This window comes from Streptomyces sp. NPDC051172, from assembly GCF_040682555.1.
Classification (GTDB): Bacteria; Actinomycetota; Actinomycetes; order Streptomycetales; family Streptomycetaceae; genus Streptomyces.
Genome location: NZ_JBFBBE010000031.1, coordinates 47894 through 63679 on the forward strand (window position 1 = coordinate 47894; position 15786 = coordinate 63679).

Consider the following 15786-nt stretch of genomic DNA (forward strand, 5'->3'; position numbering starts at 1 on the left):
CGCCGGGAGCTTTCCGTACCGCACGCCCGGGCCGTCGACGCGTGGACGACGCTGCTGTCCCGGAACGGGGACCTGTCGGCGATCATGCGGGACCTGGCCGTCCTCGCGGGCTTCGCCGTGGTGCTCCTCACCTGCGCGTCACTGGCCCTGCGGCACCGGCTGATCGCCGGTGCCGGGGTGTGACCGACCGACCCATCACATCGGGCCGGTCGGCCCGCGGCGGCGGCAACTTCCCGCCGGTGTAATGGAGTTGAGGAACAAACGTGCACTGCTGCAGAGAGGGGAAGGACATGATGACATTTCGCGCGCTGCGCCGTGTCACGCTGGGCGGCGTGCTGCTGGCCCTGGCGGCGTCGACACCGGCGGCCGCGACCGGCATCCGTACGGCCGCCGGGCCGACCACGGCCGCGGCCACCGCTCCGGCCCGCAAGGGCAGCCCGCGCTCCGCCGTCGACCGGGTCGCCGACTTCTACGGCGCCTACATCGACGTCCTGTACGACTCCGGGCGGGGCCGGCTGGCCGACGCCCTGCGCGCCCACTGGCTGACCGCCGGGCTGCGCGCGGACCTGGCGCGGTGGGAGGCGGCCCACCACAAGGACGGTGTGCTGCGCGCCAAGGGCGTGCCGGTCGCCTGGGAGGTCGTCTACAACGACAGCGGCATGGGGCACTGCTGGACCAGGGTCACGCTCACCTGGCAGGACTCCGCCGGCCGGGTCCGTCGTACCCATCTGATGATCCAGTCCGACCTCGAGACGCAGCTGATCTCCGGCATCCGCGTCGACGGCTGACCCGGCACCGGACGGGTCGAAGGGTCCTGACGGCCCCCGGAAGGACCGATCGGCCCATGCCGGGGCGGGGCGTCCCGTGCCCACTATGTCCCTACAGCCCCGCCCGAGAGCGCAGTGCCGGAGGTGGCCCATGAGCACGGTTCCCTCACGCCGGTCGTCCAGGCGTCCTGCCACCGTTCTGCACCTGCCCTGTGCCCGGCGCACCGTCGGTGTGGAGGCTGCGCTGCGAATGCCCACCGTGATGGTGCTGGTGGTCGAGGACACGTGCACCGTGATCGCCCTGCGGGACTGGGAGCGGCGCGAGCCCCCTCACTGGCGCCCGTGGGCCCGCCGTCACTGGTACGCGGAGGGCCGGCGGCTGCGGGCCAAGGAGCTGCGGGTGAGAGAGCTCGCCGCGCAGAGCCTGGACGCTCCCGACTGACCGGGGAGGTGCGGTGAAGGAGACGCTGGCGCTGGGGCGGATCGCCGGTGTCCGGGTCGGTCTGCACTGGAGTGTGCTGGTCATCGTCGCCCTCGTCACCGCCATGCTCGCGGGCGGCCGGTTTCCCGACGCACACCCGGGCCACTCCGCGTGGGCGTACTCGGCCCTGGCGCTGCTGACGGCGCTGGCCTTCCTCGCCTCGCTGCTGGCCCACGAACTCGCGCACGCGGTCGTCGCACGACGCAACGGCGTCCAGGTCGAGGGCATCACCCTGTGGATGCTCGGAGGTGTCGCACGGCTGCGCACCGAGGCGCCCACGCCGGCGGCCGAGCTGCGCATCGCCGGGGTGGGACCGCTGACCAGTGCGGTACTCGGCGCGGCACTCACGGGCCTGGCCCTGTGGCTCGACGCGCTCGGTGTCTCCGCTCTGGTCGTGGAGGCGGTCGCCTGGCTCGCCGCGATCAACCTGGTCCTCGCGGTGTTCAACGCCGTTCCCGCCGCTCCGCTGGACGGCGGCCGTCTGCTGCGGGCGTTCCTGTGGCACCGCACCGGCGACCCGGTCCGGGCCACCCGCAGCGCCTCGGCGGCGGGACGGGCCCTGGGTTGGTTCATGGTGGTCACCGGCTTCGCCGCGGTGCTGTTCCGCGGCAACCTGTCGGGGCTGTGGCCCGCGCTGGTCGGCTGGTTCCTGATCGCCGCCGCCACCGAGGAGGCCCGCCATGCCGAACTGGGCGGTGTCCTGGCCGGCCTTCGGGTCCGTCAGGTGATGACCCGCGACCCGGTGACGGTTCCCGCCACGGCGACGGTCGCCGCTTTCCTGGCCGAGGGCCCCTTCGGGGCCTACCGGCACTCCGCCTTCCCGGTACTGGCACCGGACGGCGCACCGGCCGGCCTGGTCACGGTCAGGCTCGTCGACCGGGTTCCCCTGCAGGCCCGTCCGACGACCACGATCGCCGACGTGATGCGGCCCCTCTCCGATGTCGCGACCGCAACACCCGACGAGCCGGTCGTGGACCTGCTGCCGCGCCTCGAGACGAGCGCGGACCGTCGGGCCCTGGTCCTCGACGCGGGGCGTGTCGTCGGCATCGTCACGCTCGCCGACGTCAGCCGCGCGGTGTCCTGGCTGACGGCCACGACACGGCCGCGGGCGTGAAGCATCCGGGCCGCTAACGGGCGCGAGGACGGCCACAGGGCAACGGCCGAACCGGCTCGCCGAAAGGCCACTTGCCAGAGGCCGTCGGCCCAAGCGGAGCAAGGGGTGCGCCGCCGCAGTGGGGCATGGCCTTGCTGGCGCCAGCCCAGCGCTATCGGGGCACCGGCTGGGACATCGACGGCGGCGAACTGCCCGACCATCTGCCGGTGGTCCTGGAGTTCGCGGCACTGCCGCCCGCCCACCGAGGACGTCGGACTCGACCCCTACGGGGCCTACGGAGACCGGGAGTTCGCCCCGCCGCAGACCTTCGTGCCACCGCCGCCCGCCCCACCGACCCGCATGCCCTCCAGCGCGGCCGCCCGTACGGAAGACGCCCGACGAACGGCGCATTCGCCGCTCTGGCCGCCGCCTCCGCAAGCGGCGCCGACCTGCTGCTGTGGGTCGCCTTCCCGTACATCTGCCTCGCCGTGTTCGTGGTCGGGCACGTGTGGCGCTACCGGCAGGACCAGTTCGGCTGGACCTCCCACGCCAGTCGGCTCCTGGAACACCGCCGTCTTCGCTGGGGCGGCCGGCATCAGGGAGCACGCGTACCACACCACGGCCGTCTGGCTGCGTTCGGTGGCGGGCCCGGCCATGGCCACGGGGCTCGGCGTAGCCGCCGCCGAAGACGTTGTGCGCGGCGGTGGCGCAGATGCCCGGCAGGACCGTGGCGGACAGCAGCGGGAAGACCACCGGGAGACCGTCCCCGGCGCGCCGCGTGAGCGCGGTCCGTCGAGAGGAGCGTTCGGACCACCGCCGGCGTTGAACATCGCCGGACACTGTTCTGGCATCGTCGGCGCGCTCAGGGCCGAACAGCCCGCTCTCCGGGCCATCCGGCCCTCAACGGGGTCTGAGTGGCTCTCCTGCCGACGGCTTCGTGCTGCGAGGCTTGACATGTGATCGTCGCCACCTGCCACCCCCGAGAAGGGAGGAGCGCCATGCGTCACCGCACCGTCGCAGACCTGATGACCCGGTCCGTCGTCCGCGCCCGGCGCGACATGCCGTTCAAGGAGATCATCAAGCTCCTGGCGGACCACGACATCACCGCCGTACCCGTGGTGGACGAGCTGGACCACCCCATCGGGGTCGTCTCCGAGGCCGACCTGCTGCGCAAGACCTCCACCCAGGCCGACACGTCCGGCCGCATGCCGATACCTCACCCGGAGGCGTGGGAGCGGGCCAAGGCCGAGGGCGTCAGCGCCGAGGAGCTGATGTCGGCTCCAGCGGTGTGTGCACACCCGGAGTGGACCGTGGTGGAGGCGGCCCGCCGTATGTCGGCCCACAACGTCAAACGGCTGCCCGTGGTGGACGAGGCGGACCGGCTGCTGGGCATCGTCAGCCGCGGTGACCTGCTGCGGATCTTCCTACGCCGTGACGACGCCATCCACGACGAGATCACCCGGGACGTGCTGCACGAGACCCTGGGCCTTGCTCCCTCGGAGGTGACCGCTCAGGTACGCCAAGGGCAGGTGACCCTCGGCGGGTCCGTGGAGACGAAGAGCCTGATCCCGCTCATCGAGCGGCTGTGCAGGAGCGTCGACGGTGTGGTCTCGGTCTCGGAGCACATCGCGTACCGGACCGACGCCTCCCGGAGCCTCCCCCTCGGAACCTGAGCCTCGCGCGGCGCCCTGCTCTGCTTGGGCGCAAGGTCGCCCGGCGGACCACCGTCGCTCATGATGGAAAGGGAGTCGAACGGCACTTGGAGTTCACGTCCACGGGAGGTGAGCGACGCCATGAAGGTGGGAGTGCTGACTGGCGGCGGTGACTGTCCCGGTCTCAATGCCGTGATCCGCAGCGTGGTCCGCAAGGGCATCCAGGAGTACGACTTTGAATTCGTCGGCCTGCGGGACGGCTGGCTCGGTGCGCTCCGGGGCACTGTCGTGCCGCTCGGCATTCCCGAGGTGCGGGGGATCCTTCCCCGCGGCGGAACCATCCTCGGCTCCTCCCGCACCAACCCGTTCAAGCACGAGGACGGGGCGAAGCGCATCCGGGACACACTGGCCGCGCACGAGGTGGACGCACTCGTCGTGATCGGCGGCGAGGACACGCTCGGTGTGGCCACCGAGCTGAGCCGTCAGGGGATCCGTCTGGTGGGCGTACCGAAGACCATCGACAACGACGTGTCCGGTACGGACTGCACGTTCGGCTTCGACACCGCCGTCGGGATCGCGACGGAGGCGATCGACCGTCTGCACACCACCGCCGAGTCGCACATGCGCACCCTGGTGGTGGAGGTGATGGGGCGGCACTCCGGGTGGATCGCACTGCAGGCCGGTGTCGCGGGCGGAGCCAACGTGATCCTCGTTCCGGAGCGGCCGTTCGACATCGACCAGGTCTGTGCGTGGGTGAAGAGCAGGTTCAAAATCAACTACGCGCCGATCGTCGTGGCGGCCGAGGGAGCCGTCCCCAAAGAGGGCCGGATGATCCTCAAGGACCGGACGCTCGACGAGTTCGGCCATGTGCGGCTGTCGGGCATCGGCGAGTGGCTGGCCCAGGAGATCGGGGAGCGCACGGGCACGGATGCGCGCACCACGGTCCTCGGTCACATCCAGCGCGGCGGCACCCCGAGCGCCTTCGACCGCTGGCTGGCCACGCGCTTCGGGCTGCACGCCGTCGACGCTGTCAACGACGGTGACTTCGGCAAGATGGTGGCCCTGCGCGGCACCGAGATCATCCGTGTGCCCCTCGCCGAAGCCACCGCGCACACCAAGCAGGTGGATCCGGCGCTGTACGACGAGTTCCGGGTGTTCTTCGGCTGAACTCTCCACCCAGTGGTGCAGTGCAGCACGGCGTGGGCAACCGCTCCCCGTGATGTCTTCGGCAGGGCCGGCGCGGGATGCAGCAGGACCACATCGATGCACCTCAGTTCCTTCTTCGGGACCGACCTGGACGCACAACTGCGGCAGACGGGCCGCCAGGACCTCGTCCTCGTCGGCTTCATGACGCACATATGCGTCGACTCCACGGCACGTGACGCCTTCAACCTCGGTTTCGGCCGACAGGGGACCGTTGCGGCCGTCGTCGAGGGCGAGGGGTAGCGCCGGCCGCCAGGACCAGCGCGCCCGCAGCTGCCGCGGCGGTGTCCGCGCGGCGTCGACGGTTCGGCGGCGGGGTGGTGGTGCCGGGCGACGGGATCTCCCCCGCGGGCTGCCCTCCACCCTCCGGCTCGACGGTCGCCTCAATAGGCAGGTGCCGGCTCCACCAGTCGCACGAGGCCCACGTTCAGTGACGGTGCGGTCGCCCGTCGGGGGCAGGGCCGACACTGCCCCGTGGCACAGCTGTTCGGTACGGCCTCGCGGACGTAGCCTGATGACGACGGGAGACGGACCCGAGCGAAGGCATGTGGTGTGCATGTCCGTGAACACCTCCCAGAACCTCCCAGGACGGCTGCACGAGGTGACGGCGTCGTACCGTTCGACGTGGCTGCGACCACACGGAGACGGGCTGGCCCCCAGGCTCGACCATCTCCGCGCCTACCTCGACCTCGCCCTGGACGAGCCCGCTGCCGTCCAGAAGGTGCAGGACGCGGCGGCCGAACTGCGCGAGGTTCCCCACCTGAGCGCCGTGCTTCCCTCGATCACCGACACGGCGGTGGCACACATGGGCGCCGATTTCGGGAACATCCAGGTCATCGACCCGCGCGACGGTTCGCTCGTCCTGGTCACCCAGTCCGGCTTCCGCGACGGGTTCATCGATCACTTCTCGGTGGTCCGCGACGCCAGTTCCGTCTGCGGCCAGGCCGCCCGGCAGAGCACCCAGACGGTCGTGGCAGACGTACGCGCCGACCGGGCCCTGGAACCGCACCAGCAGGTCTTCCGTGCCGCCGGCGTCCGCGCCGTCCAGTCCACCCCGCTGATCGACCCGGCGGGCCGGATCATCGGCATGATCTCCACCCACGCGTCACAGCCCGGCCGACCGTCCGCACGGGACCTGAAACTCATGGAACTCTACGGCCGGCTCGCAGGCGAGATCATCGCACAACACCTCGACGGGTCACCTGCCACCGGCGACGGCCTGGCCATCCGCCTGCCGGACGCCACCACCCTTCCCCGGCTCGACAACGCATCCGTCGAACTCCTCATGCGGCAGGTACTGTCCGACACCATCAACCGGATCTTCTCGGCAGGACTGAACCTCGCGGGCACACTGCAACTCGTCACCCACGACGACCACGCAGCGCGGCGCGTGCAGGACGGCCTGGACGAACTCGACGAAGCGATCCGCCAGATCCAGCGGGCCGCGCTGGAAATCAGCACCCGTCATTCCGGCCGGACCGGAGCGGAAGGCACCGATCGCCGTCCTTCCGAGGCACGACTCGTGCCGGGCGGCCGACCGGGCGTGTGAAAAGGACCAGGAGCGAACAACCGGGACGGCAGGGCCGTCAAGGGTGCTCTCGTCCTGCCGGGTGATCCGTCGGGTCGGCCACCCGGTGGCCGACGGGACAGCCGCACCAGGGAGCGCCTGAATGTGCGCGGCCCACGCCCCGGGGCCTCCGAACGGGCGTACCAGCCTATTGACGTATACGACTACGACGGATCATCAGCCGGTGAGAACGGACGGGCTCGGACGGGCTCGGACGTCCCCGCGTCGAGAGGTGTGTGATCATGCCTCGCCCCTGTCGCCGCCGGGATCGACCACCAGCGATCCGGGTACCACCCGTGTACTGAGGACCTGCGGCCTCATGCGAGGAAGTCCAGGACGCGGATTCCGTAGACGGCCGTCACGGTGATGAGGCGGCAAGGAGCCGATATGCGCAGCACGTGGCGGCAGTGTGACAGATCGGCTGGTCGCCCTTCCCTGCACACCGACGACGCGTACCTCGTCGAGTGCGGGCCACCCCGGCCGGGGACCGGGAACTGCCTATCACAAAGCACAAGGCGCCAAGCCCCGCCACGTCGAGATCGCCACCTGACCGCCGCCGCGGCGTGAAAGGATCGGGGTACGCGGCCCAGCCGGCCGCTGCGGCCAGATCGGTATCCCTTCCGCACCGGCCGGTGGGCAGCAACGGTCCGCCTCTGACCGGGGAGGGCCCTGTCGACTGCAGCGTCGATGGACGTCACCCTCACCCGGGAGCGGGCGGCAGGACGGAGGGGGCCGCGCCGAAGGGCAGCCGCTCTTCGGCGCCGTCGCCCGCGGGGACCGCGGTTGTCCGGCCCGGCTGCCTCCCGGAAGCGGGTGGCACCGGTGCGCCCGGAACATCACCCACGAAGCCGAATGGCAGCCCGTGCTGCTCCGCCAGTGCGCGTGCGAGTCGCAGCACGCTGAGGCCGCTCGCACCCAGATCTCCGATGTGCCGCAGATCGACCATCACGGCGGTGCCTCCGGCGCGGATCGCGGCGTGCAGCAGACGGCCCAGATGGGGTTCCGCGGCCGGACCCACCTCCTGCCACACCTCGATCACAAGGCATCCCGCGTAACAGCGGATCGCGACAGGTGAGGGGCCCGGGCCGGGATCGGCGGCTCCCGTCGCCCGCAGCCGAGACGGCAACACCTTCCGTCGACTTCGGCAAAGGAGTGCCGCCCGCGGGCGGAGGGTGAGAGGAACGCTCCACGTCATGGTGCCCCCTGAGCAGGTCCGGAGAGGTGGAATCGCCGCAGTGAACAGAAAGTCTCCCGCCGTGGACCGCCAGGCGGCAGGGTCCGATGGTCCCGGACCGAGAGACAACTCCCTTCAGCGGTGCCGCGGTCGAGCACCTCCGGGGCCATGGCGTGCACGCGACGTCGGGAGATTCGCGCGTTTCGTGAGCGGCGAAGTGATGCACCCCTGGTCGCGCGGTCCACGCCCGGTGGCGTACGGCTGACCGCCGTGCGATGAGACTGTGACCTGCTAGGACGGGTTGCGGAGGCGATCGGAGGAGGTCAGAGGCAGCGACCTCTGCAACTGGCATCCGGGCGACTTGAGTCAGCCGGTGTGAATCACCGGTGGACCACTCTGGCGGCGCTCTGTTTCGACCTCGGTCGAGCTGCGATGGGACACCCGCCTCCACTCGGGGCCATCACGCCCCTCTCTCAACGAAGCGCCATCGAATTCCGCGGCATCGTCAGCCACGCCCAACTGCCGTCGGCCATAACCGATCTCATTCGGCTCGGAGACCTCACCGCATGACGGTCAGCGCAGCAGGGGCAGCAACTGGTCTCCGACACGGCTGATCTCCTGCTTGTAGGGGGTGTCGGAGAGGACGAAGTGGGTGATGCCGAGCTTGCGGTAGTTCTCCAGCGCCGTGGCGACGTCGGCGGCGGAGCCGACCAGCCAGGTGGTCCCCGCTCCCCCGCCGCCGAACTTTCCGGGCGTGGTGCTTCACAGTCCCGGAGACGCGGTTTCGACGAGCCGCTTCCGCAAGGAGTCTGCGCCGGATTCGGCGAGCCAGTGCGCGAGGGTCCGCAGTCCGGGATGGATCATCCTCAGCGCCTCGATGTCGGCGTGCCGGCGCGAACCGGCTGCCCGGCGTCCCCGCACCTGGGCGATCTCGGGGTTGAGTGCGGTGGCCTCGGCGTGGGTGATCTGCTCATGGCGCACGGTGACCCCGGTGGCCTCGCTGATCGCGGCGACCGCCTCTGGACAGGTTCGTCCGGCGGGAAGATGTTCCGGTGCACGCCACGGACGATGCCGTCGAGGCCGATGGGCGTCGAACCGAGACAGTTCGACATGAACCGCACCGGACGCAACACGGTCACCGACCGGATCCGTTCACGCAGGTAGTCCTCGATGTGTTTCTTTCCCTCGGAGCCGCCCGGGCGCTCCGGTGTGGACGCGACTCCGGTGAACACGACGTGCTCGACTCCCGCCGCGGCCGCGGCATCGGTCAGTGCCCGGCCCCGGGCGAACTCCAGCTCCACGTCCGAGCCGGCCGGCCCGAAGGCCACGGGCGGTACGGCGAACAGTGCCGCTGCCCCCTCCAGCGCGGCGGGCAGACTCGACGGGTCGTCGAAGTCGCCGCGCACGAGCTCCGCTCCGGCGGTTTCAAGTGATGTGGCGGCGGGCGCGGTCGCGTCCCGCACGAGGGACGTGTCCGTGCAGGCCAAGGTGCTCGATCTAGTCGGTTCCGGTGCGCGTATGGCCGCGGAACTGGGGCGAGTTGAGGTTCTCGATCTCCAGTCGCCGCTCCTCGGGCAGCGCGAAGAAGGCGTCACGGTCGGCGTCCGGGGCGCGGAAGCGGGAGAGGTCACGAGCCGTGGAACGGCGATCAGCGACAGACCTGGTCGAACTGGTCGGCGCGGCGGCTCACCCAGAACGGGTCGAGCAGCACCGTGTATGCCGTGCCCGTGGTCTCCATGACCGGGTCGAAGCACACCCGGGAAGGTGCGTCCACCACGCATCCCGCAACGTGAGACACCCTCGTTGTGCTGGTGAATACCGCCGCCGTTGTGGTTATCTAGCTGCATGACCGTGCTCGTGACCCGCCGCCACGTGGACTACGTGCGTGTCACCACCACGGGTTGTTCCGCCGCGAGCTGACGCCGCGCTCCGGCTTCTGACCAGCATCTTTCTCACCGCTTCAGGCTGACCGCCACCCTCCGTCGGGGGCGGCTTGCAGCGCTGCGGTTCCCTCACGCCTTCCCACTCTCACCACCCGCACAGGGAGAAGCACCATGAGCCAGCCCATCGACTCCGTCACCGCCGGCCACACGCCCGAGGAAACGTCCGCCGGGCCCGACACCTCGGCCTGGTCGTTCGAGACCAAGCAGATCCACGCCGGGGCCGCGCCCGACCCGACGACCGGCGCCCGGGCGACGCCGATCTACCAGACGACGTCGTTCGTGTTCCGGGACACCCAGCACGCCGCCGACCTGTTCTCGCTCGCCGAGCCCGGCAACATCTACACCCGTATCCACAACCCCACCCAGGACGTCTTCGAGCAGCGGATCGCCGCCCTGGAGGGCGGAGTCGCGGCGGTGGCGCTGTCCTCCGGGCAGGCGGCGGAGACCCTCGCGATCCTGACGCTGGCGAGCGCAGGGGACCACATCGTCTCCAGTACGTCGTTGTACGGCGGCACTTACAACTTGTTCCGGCACACGCTGCCGAAGCTGGGCATCGAGGTGTCGTTCGTGGACGACCCGGACGACGCCGAGGCCTGGCGGGCCGCGATCCGGCCGAACACCAAGGCGCTGTTCGCGGAGACGCTGGGCAACCCGCGCGGCAACGTGCTGGACGTGCGGGCGGTCGCGGACGTGGCGCACGCGGCGGGCGTGCCGCTGATCGTGGACAACACGGTTCCGACTCCCTACCTGTTGCGGCCCATTGAGCACGGCGCGGACATCGTCGTGCACTCGGCGACCAAGTTCCTGGGTGGTCACGGCACCGCGATCGCGGGTGTCGTCGTGGACGGCGGCACCTTCGACTTCGGCGCCCACACCGACCGATTCCCCGACTTCACCGAGCCCGACCCCAGCTACCACGGTCTGCAGTACTGGCCCGCCCTCGGCCCCGGCGCCTTCGCCATCAAGCTCCGGGTGCAGCTGCTGCGTGACCTCGGCCCGGCGCTCTCCCCGCACTCCGCGTTCCTGCTGCTCCAGGGCGTGGAGACACTGAGCCTGCGCATCGAGCGGCACTCCGCGAACGCCCAGGCCCTGGCCGAGTGGCTGGAGCAGCGCGACGAGGTCGCCGCCGTCCACTATCCGGGACTTGAGTCCAGCCGCTGGTACGAGGCCGGGCAGAGGTACCTGCCGCGCGGTGCCGGTGCCATCGTCTCGTTCGAGTTGCGGGACGGCATCGAGGCGGGCAAGCGGTTCGTGGACGCCGTCGAGCTGTTCAGCCACCTCGCCAACATCGGCGACGTCCGCAGCCTCATCATCCACCCGGCGTCCACCACCCACAGCCAGCTCGACGAGGAGCAGTTGGTGGCCACCGGCACCTCCCCCGGCCTGGTGCGGCTGTCGGTCGGCATCGAGAACCTCGCCGACCTCAAGGCCGACCTGGAGGCAGGGTTCCGCGCGGCCAAGGGCGCGTCCTGAACACCGTACTGACGCCCTCCGAGGTCCCCCTCCCGCCGGCCACCGGGGCCTGGCGGGAGGGGGACCCGCCCGGGCGTCGTCAGTGGTACGCCCGCGAGAAGCCGCTTCCGTTGGAGGCGGGCGGTGAACTGCCGGGCACGCGGCTGGCGTTCGAGACGTGGGGGCGGCTCGCGTCGGACGCGTCCAACGCGGTCCTCGTCCTGCATGCCCTCACCGGGGACAGCCACGTGGTCGGCCCCGCCGGACCCGGGCACCCCACCCCCGGCTGGTGGGACGGCCTCATCGGACCGGGACGGGCCCTGGACACGGACCGCTGGTTCGTCGTGGCGCCGAACGTCCTCGGCGGATGCCAAGGCAGTACCGGGCCGTCGTCGCTCACACCGGGCGGCCGCCGCTGGGGCGGCGATTTTCCCTTCCTGACCCAACGTGACCAAGTCGCTGTCGAGGCCGACTTGGCCGACGCGCTGGGTATCGCCCGTTGGGCGCTGGTGGTCGGCGGCTCGATGGGCGGGATGCGGGCACTGGAATGGGCCGTGTCGTATCCCGAGCGCACCGGCGCCCTGCTGCTGCTCGCCTCGACGGCCGCGGCGAGCGCCGAGCAGATCGCCTGGGCGAACATCCAACTGCACGCCATCCGCGCCGACCCGCACTGGCGCGGCGGCCACTACCACGACACCGGTCAAGGACCGCACGCCGGACTCGGACTGGCCAGGCGGCTCGCCCACGTCACCTACCGCAGCGAGCCGGAGCTTCAGGTCCGCTTCGGTCGTACGCCCCAGGGCACGGAGGACCCCCGGAGCGGCGGCAGGTACCAGGTCGAGTCCTATCTCGACCATCACGCCGCCAAGTTGGTGCGCCGCTTCGACGCGGGCAGCTACGTCGTCCTGTCCGAGGCCATGAACAGCCACGACGTCGGCCGGGGCCGCGGCGGCGTGCGCGCCGCCCTGCGTCGGGTGACCGCCAGAACACTCGTGGCCGGGGTCGCCTCCGACCGCCTCTATCCACCGTCCCAGCAGGCGGAACTGGCGTCAGGCATCCCCACCGCCGATGACCTCCGGCTGATCGAATCCCCCTACGGTCACGACGGCTTCCTCATCGAGGTGGAGCAGGTCGCCGCGCTCGTGGGAGAGCTCGTCCGCTGAGCGGGTCCGGGGAGATCCCAGCCCGCCGACCGACTCAGCCCGCCGAGTTCCAGCGGCAGCGCCGGATCCTTGGACCACTCCTCCAACGACCCGTCGTAGACGGCGATGCCGTCCCGGCCGTGGAGGGTGAGGGCGAGTGCCGTGGCCGCGGCCGACATGCCGCCGCCGCAGTGCAGGACGACCGGCGAGTCGGCGCCGTGGAGGACCGCGCCGACCCGAGCGGCGAGTTCGGGGCCGGGCGGCATGCGGAAGTTCCGTACTTCGCTGACACGTACCTGGAGTTCGTCGAGCAGCTCGTCCAGCCGCAACATCGGCAGCGTCCCGCCGTCCTCCGCCCCGACCGCACCCACGACTGCCTCCGCCCACTTCACGGCCGACGGCCCAAGCGTGCACCTAATTCACGATATTCACGAGAGAACGGGGCACGGCTTGGACCACCGGACCGGACGAGTACCCCGTCGACAAGCCTCGCCAGGTCAGCGCCCTCGCCCGTCGCCGGGCAGATGCCCTGTGTCCGGCTGACATCCCCCTCCGCACGCCGGAACCCGTCAAATCGAGGGAATTGCGCCTGGACCGCTTTGTTTCCGTCTCGACCGTCGAGCACATCGAGTTCCACGCGGTTGACGGGCTGCCCGTGAGCGCCTTCCACGGTGAGATCGACATCGCCGCCACCGCCCGGGTCCTGCCGGAGCTGGACGCCGCGACCGCGCTCGGAGAGGCCCTGGACCTCGGCGTCCCGGAGACCGCGGGCCGGCCCCGGCGCCTCAGCGACGTGTCAGGCTGCCGCAGCGACCCGGGTACGCAGGTTGTGGAACTGGCGGGTCTGCATGATGAAGTGGGCGGGTTCGCCCAGCAGCAGGTCGAACGGCCGGGTGAGCCGCCGCGGGCGGCCCTGTCCGCGGGTGCGGACCACCAGACGGGTCTTCCCCTCGGCGGTCGGCCGCAGGTGGAAGCCCCAGACCCCGTCCATGCGCGCCAGCGGGAGAGCGTCCCACTCCGGGTCGAAGGAGTGGCCGGAGGGCAGACTGAGGTCCGAACGCAGCACCAGGGTCCGGTTCGGCTCCAATCGGGCCACGGTGAACCAGGACTGACCGTCTCGCGTCGCCTGCAGCCGCTGCCCCTCCTCCAGGGTCTGCCACTCGGGCGCGATGCGGTCCGCGCTGGGTTCGCCGAAGTGGTCCAGGAGGTCCCAGCTGTACCAGCCGCCGCGGTCGCCTCCCATCTGCACCAGCCAGGGCCAGACCTTCTCCGGTGGCGCCGGAAGGGTGGTCGCCATGGTCGAGATGCCGTCGGCGTCGGGGAAGAGTTCGTCGCCGGGGTAGACACGGGCGGTCTCGTCCCGTGTTGCGCCCCAGGTCAGCAGTCGCGGCCTGAACCACCGTACGTAGAGCGCCAGCACGGCCGAGGCCGCCATGAAGGGGAGCAGACCGGCTCCCGGTCGCCGACTGCATGATTTCTGCTCGGACATCGTGTCCTCCCTGGTCACCGGGGAGCGGGCCTGGTGTGACAGGTCTCCAAGCCGCAGCGCAGAAGACCGGTGCGCGGGGATGGACGGGCCGCGCACCGGTGGTCGTACGCAGGGTGCCTGACCACCTGGCGCGGCGGTCCTCGATGCGGTTGGCGACGGCGCCTCGGCGTGGAGCCTGTCGCTTCATCTCTGCATATCGGGTGCAGAACGGCCCGCGCGAGGGCCGGTCGGCCCTGCGCCGGGTCCGATTGTCCCGGCGGCCACCGCCCTGCTGGACCCGGCAGATCGATCGAGACAGTCCAGCGACCCGCCGACCGCGCCCTGGAAACAGAGCCCAAGGGCGAGCGCCGGGGCGGTGGCCGGTGGCGCAGTCTCGCCCTCGGACTGTGGTCAGACGTCCGGCACGGCGCCGTGCGCGGCACCTTCCGCTCAGGTGAGTCGGCCGCCGCGGCAGCGCTTCCATGTCCGGCCTCCAGGCCTCCCGCATGGTTGCCCGAACAGGCAGATGCCGGGCCCGCGGACCGACAGAGCCCCCTCCGACGACGACGTCGTCATCTGTCGGCCTCACGCAGGCCCGGCACCGGGGCGGGACGACCCGGCCCACCCCTTTCCCGGGGAGCCGCCGTAGCGGCCCGCGCCGGTCCCCAATCCGGCGCCACCCGCAGGACTTGCGCCTTGGCCGCCACCCTGAACGGCCAGGGGCCACGGAGGGCGAGGTCCCCGGAAGGAACCTCGTCACCGCTCGCCTCGCGGGCTCACCCATCACCCTCACACCACAGGCCGCGCTGGAGCAGGGGCCGAACGGCTCACCACGGGACCGACCGGCCCACCTCGCCTGCGGTCACCGCGCATCCCGGGCCCGAGAAACCGCCTCTGACCAGCGGAAATGGAGAATCCCTACTGGAGCACCAATACCCCAGCGGTAGATCGGACCCGGTCTTCCACGCGAGGCGGAGCTGCTCTGCGGGATCGACGGCCTGGCGAGCAGCCGCCTGGCAGGCCGGTTCCCAGGGCGTCCGGTCATTTGAGTGCGAGCCGAATGCGCGCAGTGGTGCCGGGTCGGCTCGCTGGTCACCACTGTGTGTGCTCCGGCGACCACTGGCTCCTGGTGGAGCAACTCGCGAAGAAAGCGGAGAGGGTGCGGGCTCCGGCCGCGAGGCCGGCGTTGGCCGCTGACCGGAGCCATCCATGTATCGGCGGCCGTTGATGGTGATCGGTGGCTGGATGCCCCGGAAGGGCGTGCGTGCCGGTCTCGGCGTCCATCACGGGGATGAGCAATTGCCGGTCCGGCCATTGCTCTGCGCGGACCATGGCGCGCGTCCGGGCGACATGGTCCCACTCGGCGCCGCGCCTCGGCCGGGTCCGAGGCGGCATTGCCGAGCACGGCGAACGCCTCGCCCAGCCGGCGCCCCTCCACCTGGGACGGAGCGCTGTCGGAGTCGGCGGGGCGCACTGGGGTGGCGAGACGGTCGGGGCCCCGGTCGGCGACCGGCAGTGCGGCGGTGATCGCGTCGGCCGAGGTGCCGACGATCAGATCGTCCTCGCCGAGATCCACCCCGCCGCGGCGCGGTCCGCGGGCAAGCCCAGACGTCCAGGCCGTGCCGACGAGACCTCCGGCGCCCAGTACGAGTGCCCGGTCGAGTCAGTTCCGCGGGACCGAGAGGATGATCCACCGTGGGGCGCCCCCAGCTCCCGTCCGACGGGAGGCCACGCCGGCGCGGGCGACCGATTACGTACTGGCGCACGACCTGGCCGGGTTGCATCTGCGACCGCCGACCGCAGCTAGTACCTCCCGCCGCAGACGGCCTCTCCGGAGGCACGCC

At 71.2% G+C, this 15786-nt stretch carries 14 protein-coding genes and 2 pseudogenes; 10 read left to right on the forward strand and 6 right to left on the reverse strand.

Translation table 11 applies throughout. From position 1 onward, the window contains the following. The first annotated feature begins 290 nt into the window (after positions 1–290). The 8 genes and pseudogenes from AB0N07_RS20485 (at position 291) to AB0N07_RS20520 (ending at position 6745) form a co-directional block, all read left to right on the forward strand. The gene (locus tag AB0N07_RS20485) at positions 291–788 is read left to right on the forward strand and encodes a hypothetical protein (protein WP_365836909.1); all 498 of its coding nucleotides are present in this window, start codon (positions 291–293) and stop codon (positions 786–788) included. Positions 789–1017: 229 nt separating this feature from the next. Beyond that, entirely contained in the window at positions 1018–1209 is a 192-nt protein-coding gene (locus tag AB0N07_RS20490) for a hypothetical protein (RefSeq protein WP_365836911.1), read from the forward strand. Positions 1210–1222: 13 nt separating this feature from the next. Continuing rightward, a complete protein-coding gene (locus tag AB0N07_RS20495) occupies positions 1223–2362 on the forward strand; it encodes a site-2 protease family protein (protein WP_365836913.1) in 1140 nt (379 codons plus the stop codon). Positions 2363–2760: 398 nt separating this feature from the next. Next, a pseudogene (locus AB0N07_RS20500) lies at positions 2761–3016 on the forward strand (respiratory nitrate reductase subunit gamma); the annotation flags it as partial. Positions 3017–3339: 323 nt separating this feature from the next. After that, the gene (locus AB0N07_RS20505; protein WP_365836915.1) at positions 3340–4014 is read left to right on the forward strand and encodes a CBS domain-containing protein; all 675 of its coding nucleotides are present in this window, start codon (positions 3340–3342) and stop codon (positions 4012–4014) included. Between the two features lie 120 nt (positions 4015–4134). After that, positions 4135–5160: a 6-phosphofructokinase gene (locus tag AB0N07_RS20510; RefSeq protein ID WP_365836917.1), complete on the forward strand. Its 1026-nt coding sequence runs from the start codon at positions 4135–4137 to the stop codon at positions 5158–5160. Between the two features lie 96 nt (positions 5161–5256). Further along, positions 5257–5439: an isochorismatase family protein gene (locus AB0N07_RS20515; protein ID WP_365836919.1), complete on the forward strand. Its 183-nt coding sequence runs from the start codon at positions 5257–5259 to the stop codon at positions 5437–5439. A 313-nt stretch (positions 5440–5752) separates the two neighbouring features. Continuing rightward, positions 5753–6745, forward strand: coding sequence for a GAF domain-containing protein (locus tag AB0N07_RS20520; protein ID WP_365836921.1), 993 nt, complete (start codon positions 5753–5755; stop codon positions 6743–6745). Between the two features lie 718 nt (positions 6746–7463). Here the strand turns inward: AB0N07_RS20520 and AB0N07_RS20525 are convergent. The 4 genes and pseudogenes from AB0N07_RS20525 to AB0N07_RS20540 form a co-directional block, all read right to left on the reverse strand. Next, positions 7464–7802: a hypothetical protein gene (locus tag AB0N07_RS20525; RefSeq protein WP_365836923.1), complete on the reverse strand. Its 339-nt coding sequence runs from the start codon at positions 7800–7802 to the stop codon at positions 7464–7466. Between the two features lie 897 nt (positions 7803–8699). Continuing rightward, on the reverse strand, positions 8700–8918 hold the full coding sequence (locus AB0N07_RS20530; RefSeq protein WP_365836996.1) for a hypothetical protein: 219 nt from the start codon (positions 8916–8918) through the stop codon (positions 8700–8702). A 173-nt stretch (positions 8919–9091) separates the two neighbouring features. After that, a pseudogene (locus AB0N07_RS20535) lies at positions 9092–9400 on the reverse strand (NmrA family NAD(P)-binding protein); the annotation flags it as partial. A 185-nt stretch (positions 9401–9585) separates the two neighbouring features. Continuing rightward, positions 9586–9711 carry a hypothetical protein gene (locus AB0N07_RS20540; protein WP_365836925.1) on the reverse strand — a complete coding sequence of 42 codons (126 nt, stop codon included), beginning with the start codon at positions 9709–9711 and terminating at the stop codon, positions 9586–9588. 280 nt (positions 9712–9991) lie between these two features. Between AB0N07_RS20540 and AB0N07_RS20545 the strand changes: the two genes are divergently transcribed. Then, positions 9992–11353 carry a bifunctional o-acetylhomoserine/o-acetylserine sulfhydrylase gene (locus tag AB0N07_RS20545; protein ID WP_365836927.1) on the forward strand — a complete coding sequence of 454 codons (1362 nt, stop codon included), beginning with the start codon at positions 9992–9994 and terminating at the stop codon, positions 11351–11353. After that, entirely contained in the window at positions 11350–12495 is a 1146-nt protein-coding gene (locus AB0N07_RS20550) for a homoserine O-acetyltransferase (RefSeq protein WP_365836992.1), read from the forward strand. The genes AB0N07_RS20545 and AB0N07_RS20550 overlap by 4 nt, the downstream gene beginning before the upstream one ends. Here AB0N07_RS20550 and AB0N07_RS20555 read toward each other — a convergent pair. Both AB0N07_RS20555 and AB0N07_RS20560 read right to left on the reverse strand, forming a co-directional pair. Further along, positions 12432–12845, reverse strand: coding sequence for a rhodanese-like domain-containing protein (locus AB0N07_RS20555; RefSeq protein WP_365836930.1), 414 nt, complete (start codon positions 12843–12845; stop codon positions 12432–12434). The two genes, AB0N07_RS20550 and AB0N07_RS20555, sit on opposite strands and share 64 nt — an antisense overlap. 425 nt (positions 12846–13270) lie before the next feature. Further along, a complete protein-coding gene (locus AB0N07_RS20560) occupies positions 13271–13963 on the reverse strand; it encodes a hypothetical protein (protein ID WP_365836933.1) in 693 nt (230 codons plus the stop codon). Between the last annotated feature and the right edge of the window lie 1823 nt (positions 13964–15786).

Excerpts from the sequence above, each read along its gene's own strand:
- AB0N07_RS20485 (WP_365836909.1), top strand. The coding sequence starts at position 291 with ATGATGACATTTCGCGCGCTGCGCCGTGTCACGCTGGGCGGCGTGCTG.
- AB0N07_RS20490 (WP_365836911.1), top strand. The coding sequence starts at position 1,018 with ATGCCCACCGTGATGGTGCTGGTGGTCGAGGACACGTGCACCGTGATC.
- AB0N07_RS20505 (WP_365836915.1), top strand. The coding sequence starts at position 3,340 with ATGCGTCACCGCACCGTCGCAGACCTGATGACCCGGTCCGTCGTCCGC.
- AB0N07_RS20510 (WP_365836917.1), top strand. The coding sequence starts at position 4,135 with ATGAAGGTGGGAGTGCTGACTGGCGGCGGTGACTGTCCCGGTCTCAAT.
- AB0N07_RS20515 (WP_365836919.1), top strand. The coding sequence starts at position 5,257 with ATGCACCTCAGTTCCTTCTTCGGGACCGACCTGGACGCACAACTGCGG.
- AB0N07_RS20520 (WP_365836921.1), top strand. The coding sequence starts at position 5,753 with ATGTCCGTGAACACCTCCCAGAACCTCCCAGGACGGCTGCACGAGGTG.
- AB0N07_RS20545 (WP_365836927.1), top strand. The coding sequence starts at position 9,992 with ATGAGCCAGCCCATCGACTCCGTCACCGCCGGCCACACGCCCGAGGAA.
- AB0N07_RS20560 (WP_365836933.1), bottom strand. The coding sequence starts at position 13,963 with ATGTCCGAGCAGAAATCATGCAGTCGGCGACCGGGAGCCGGTCTGCTC.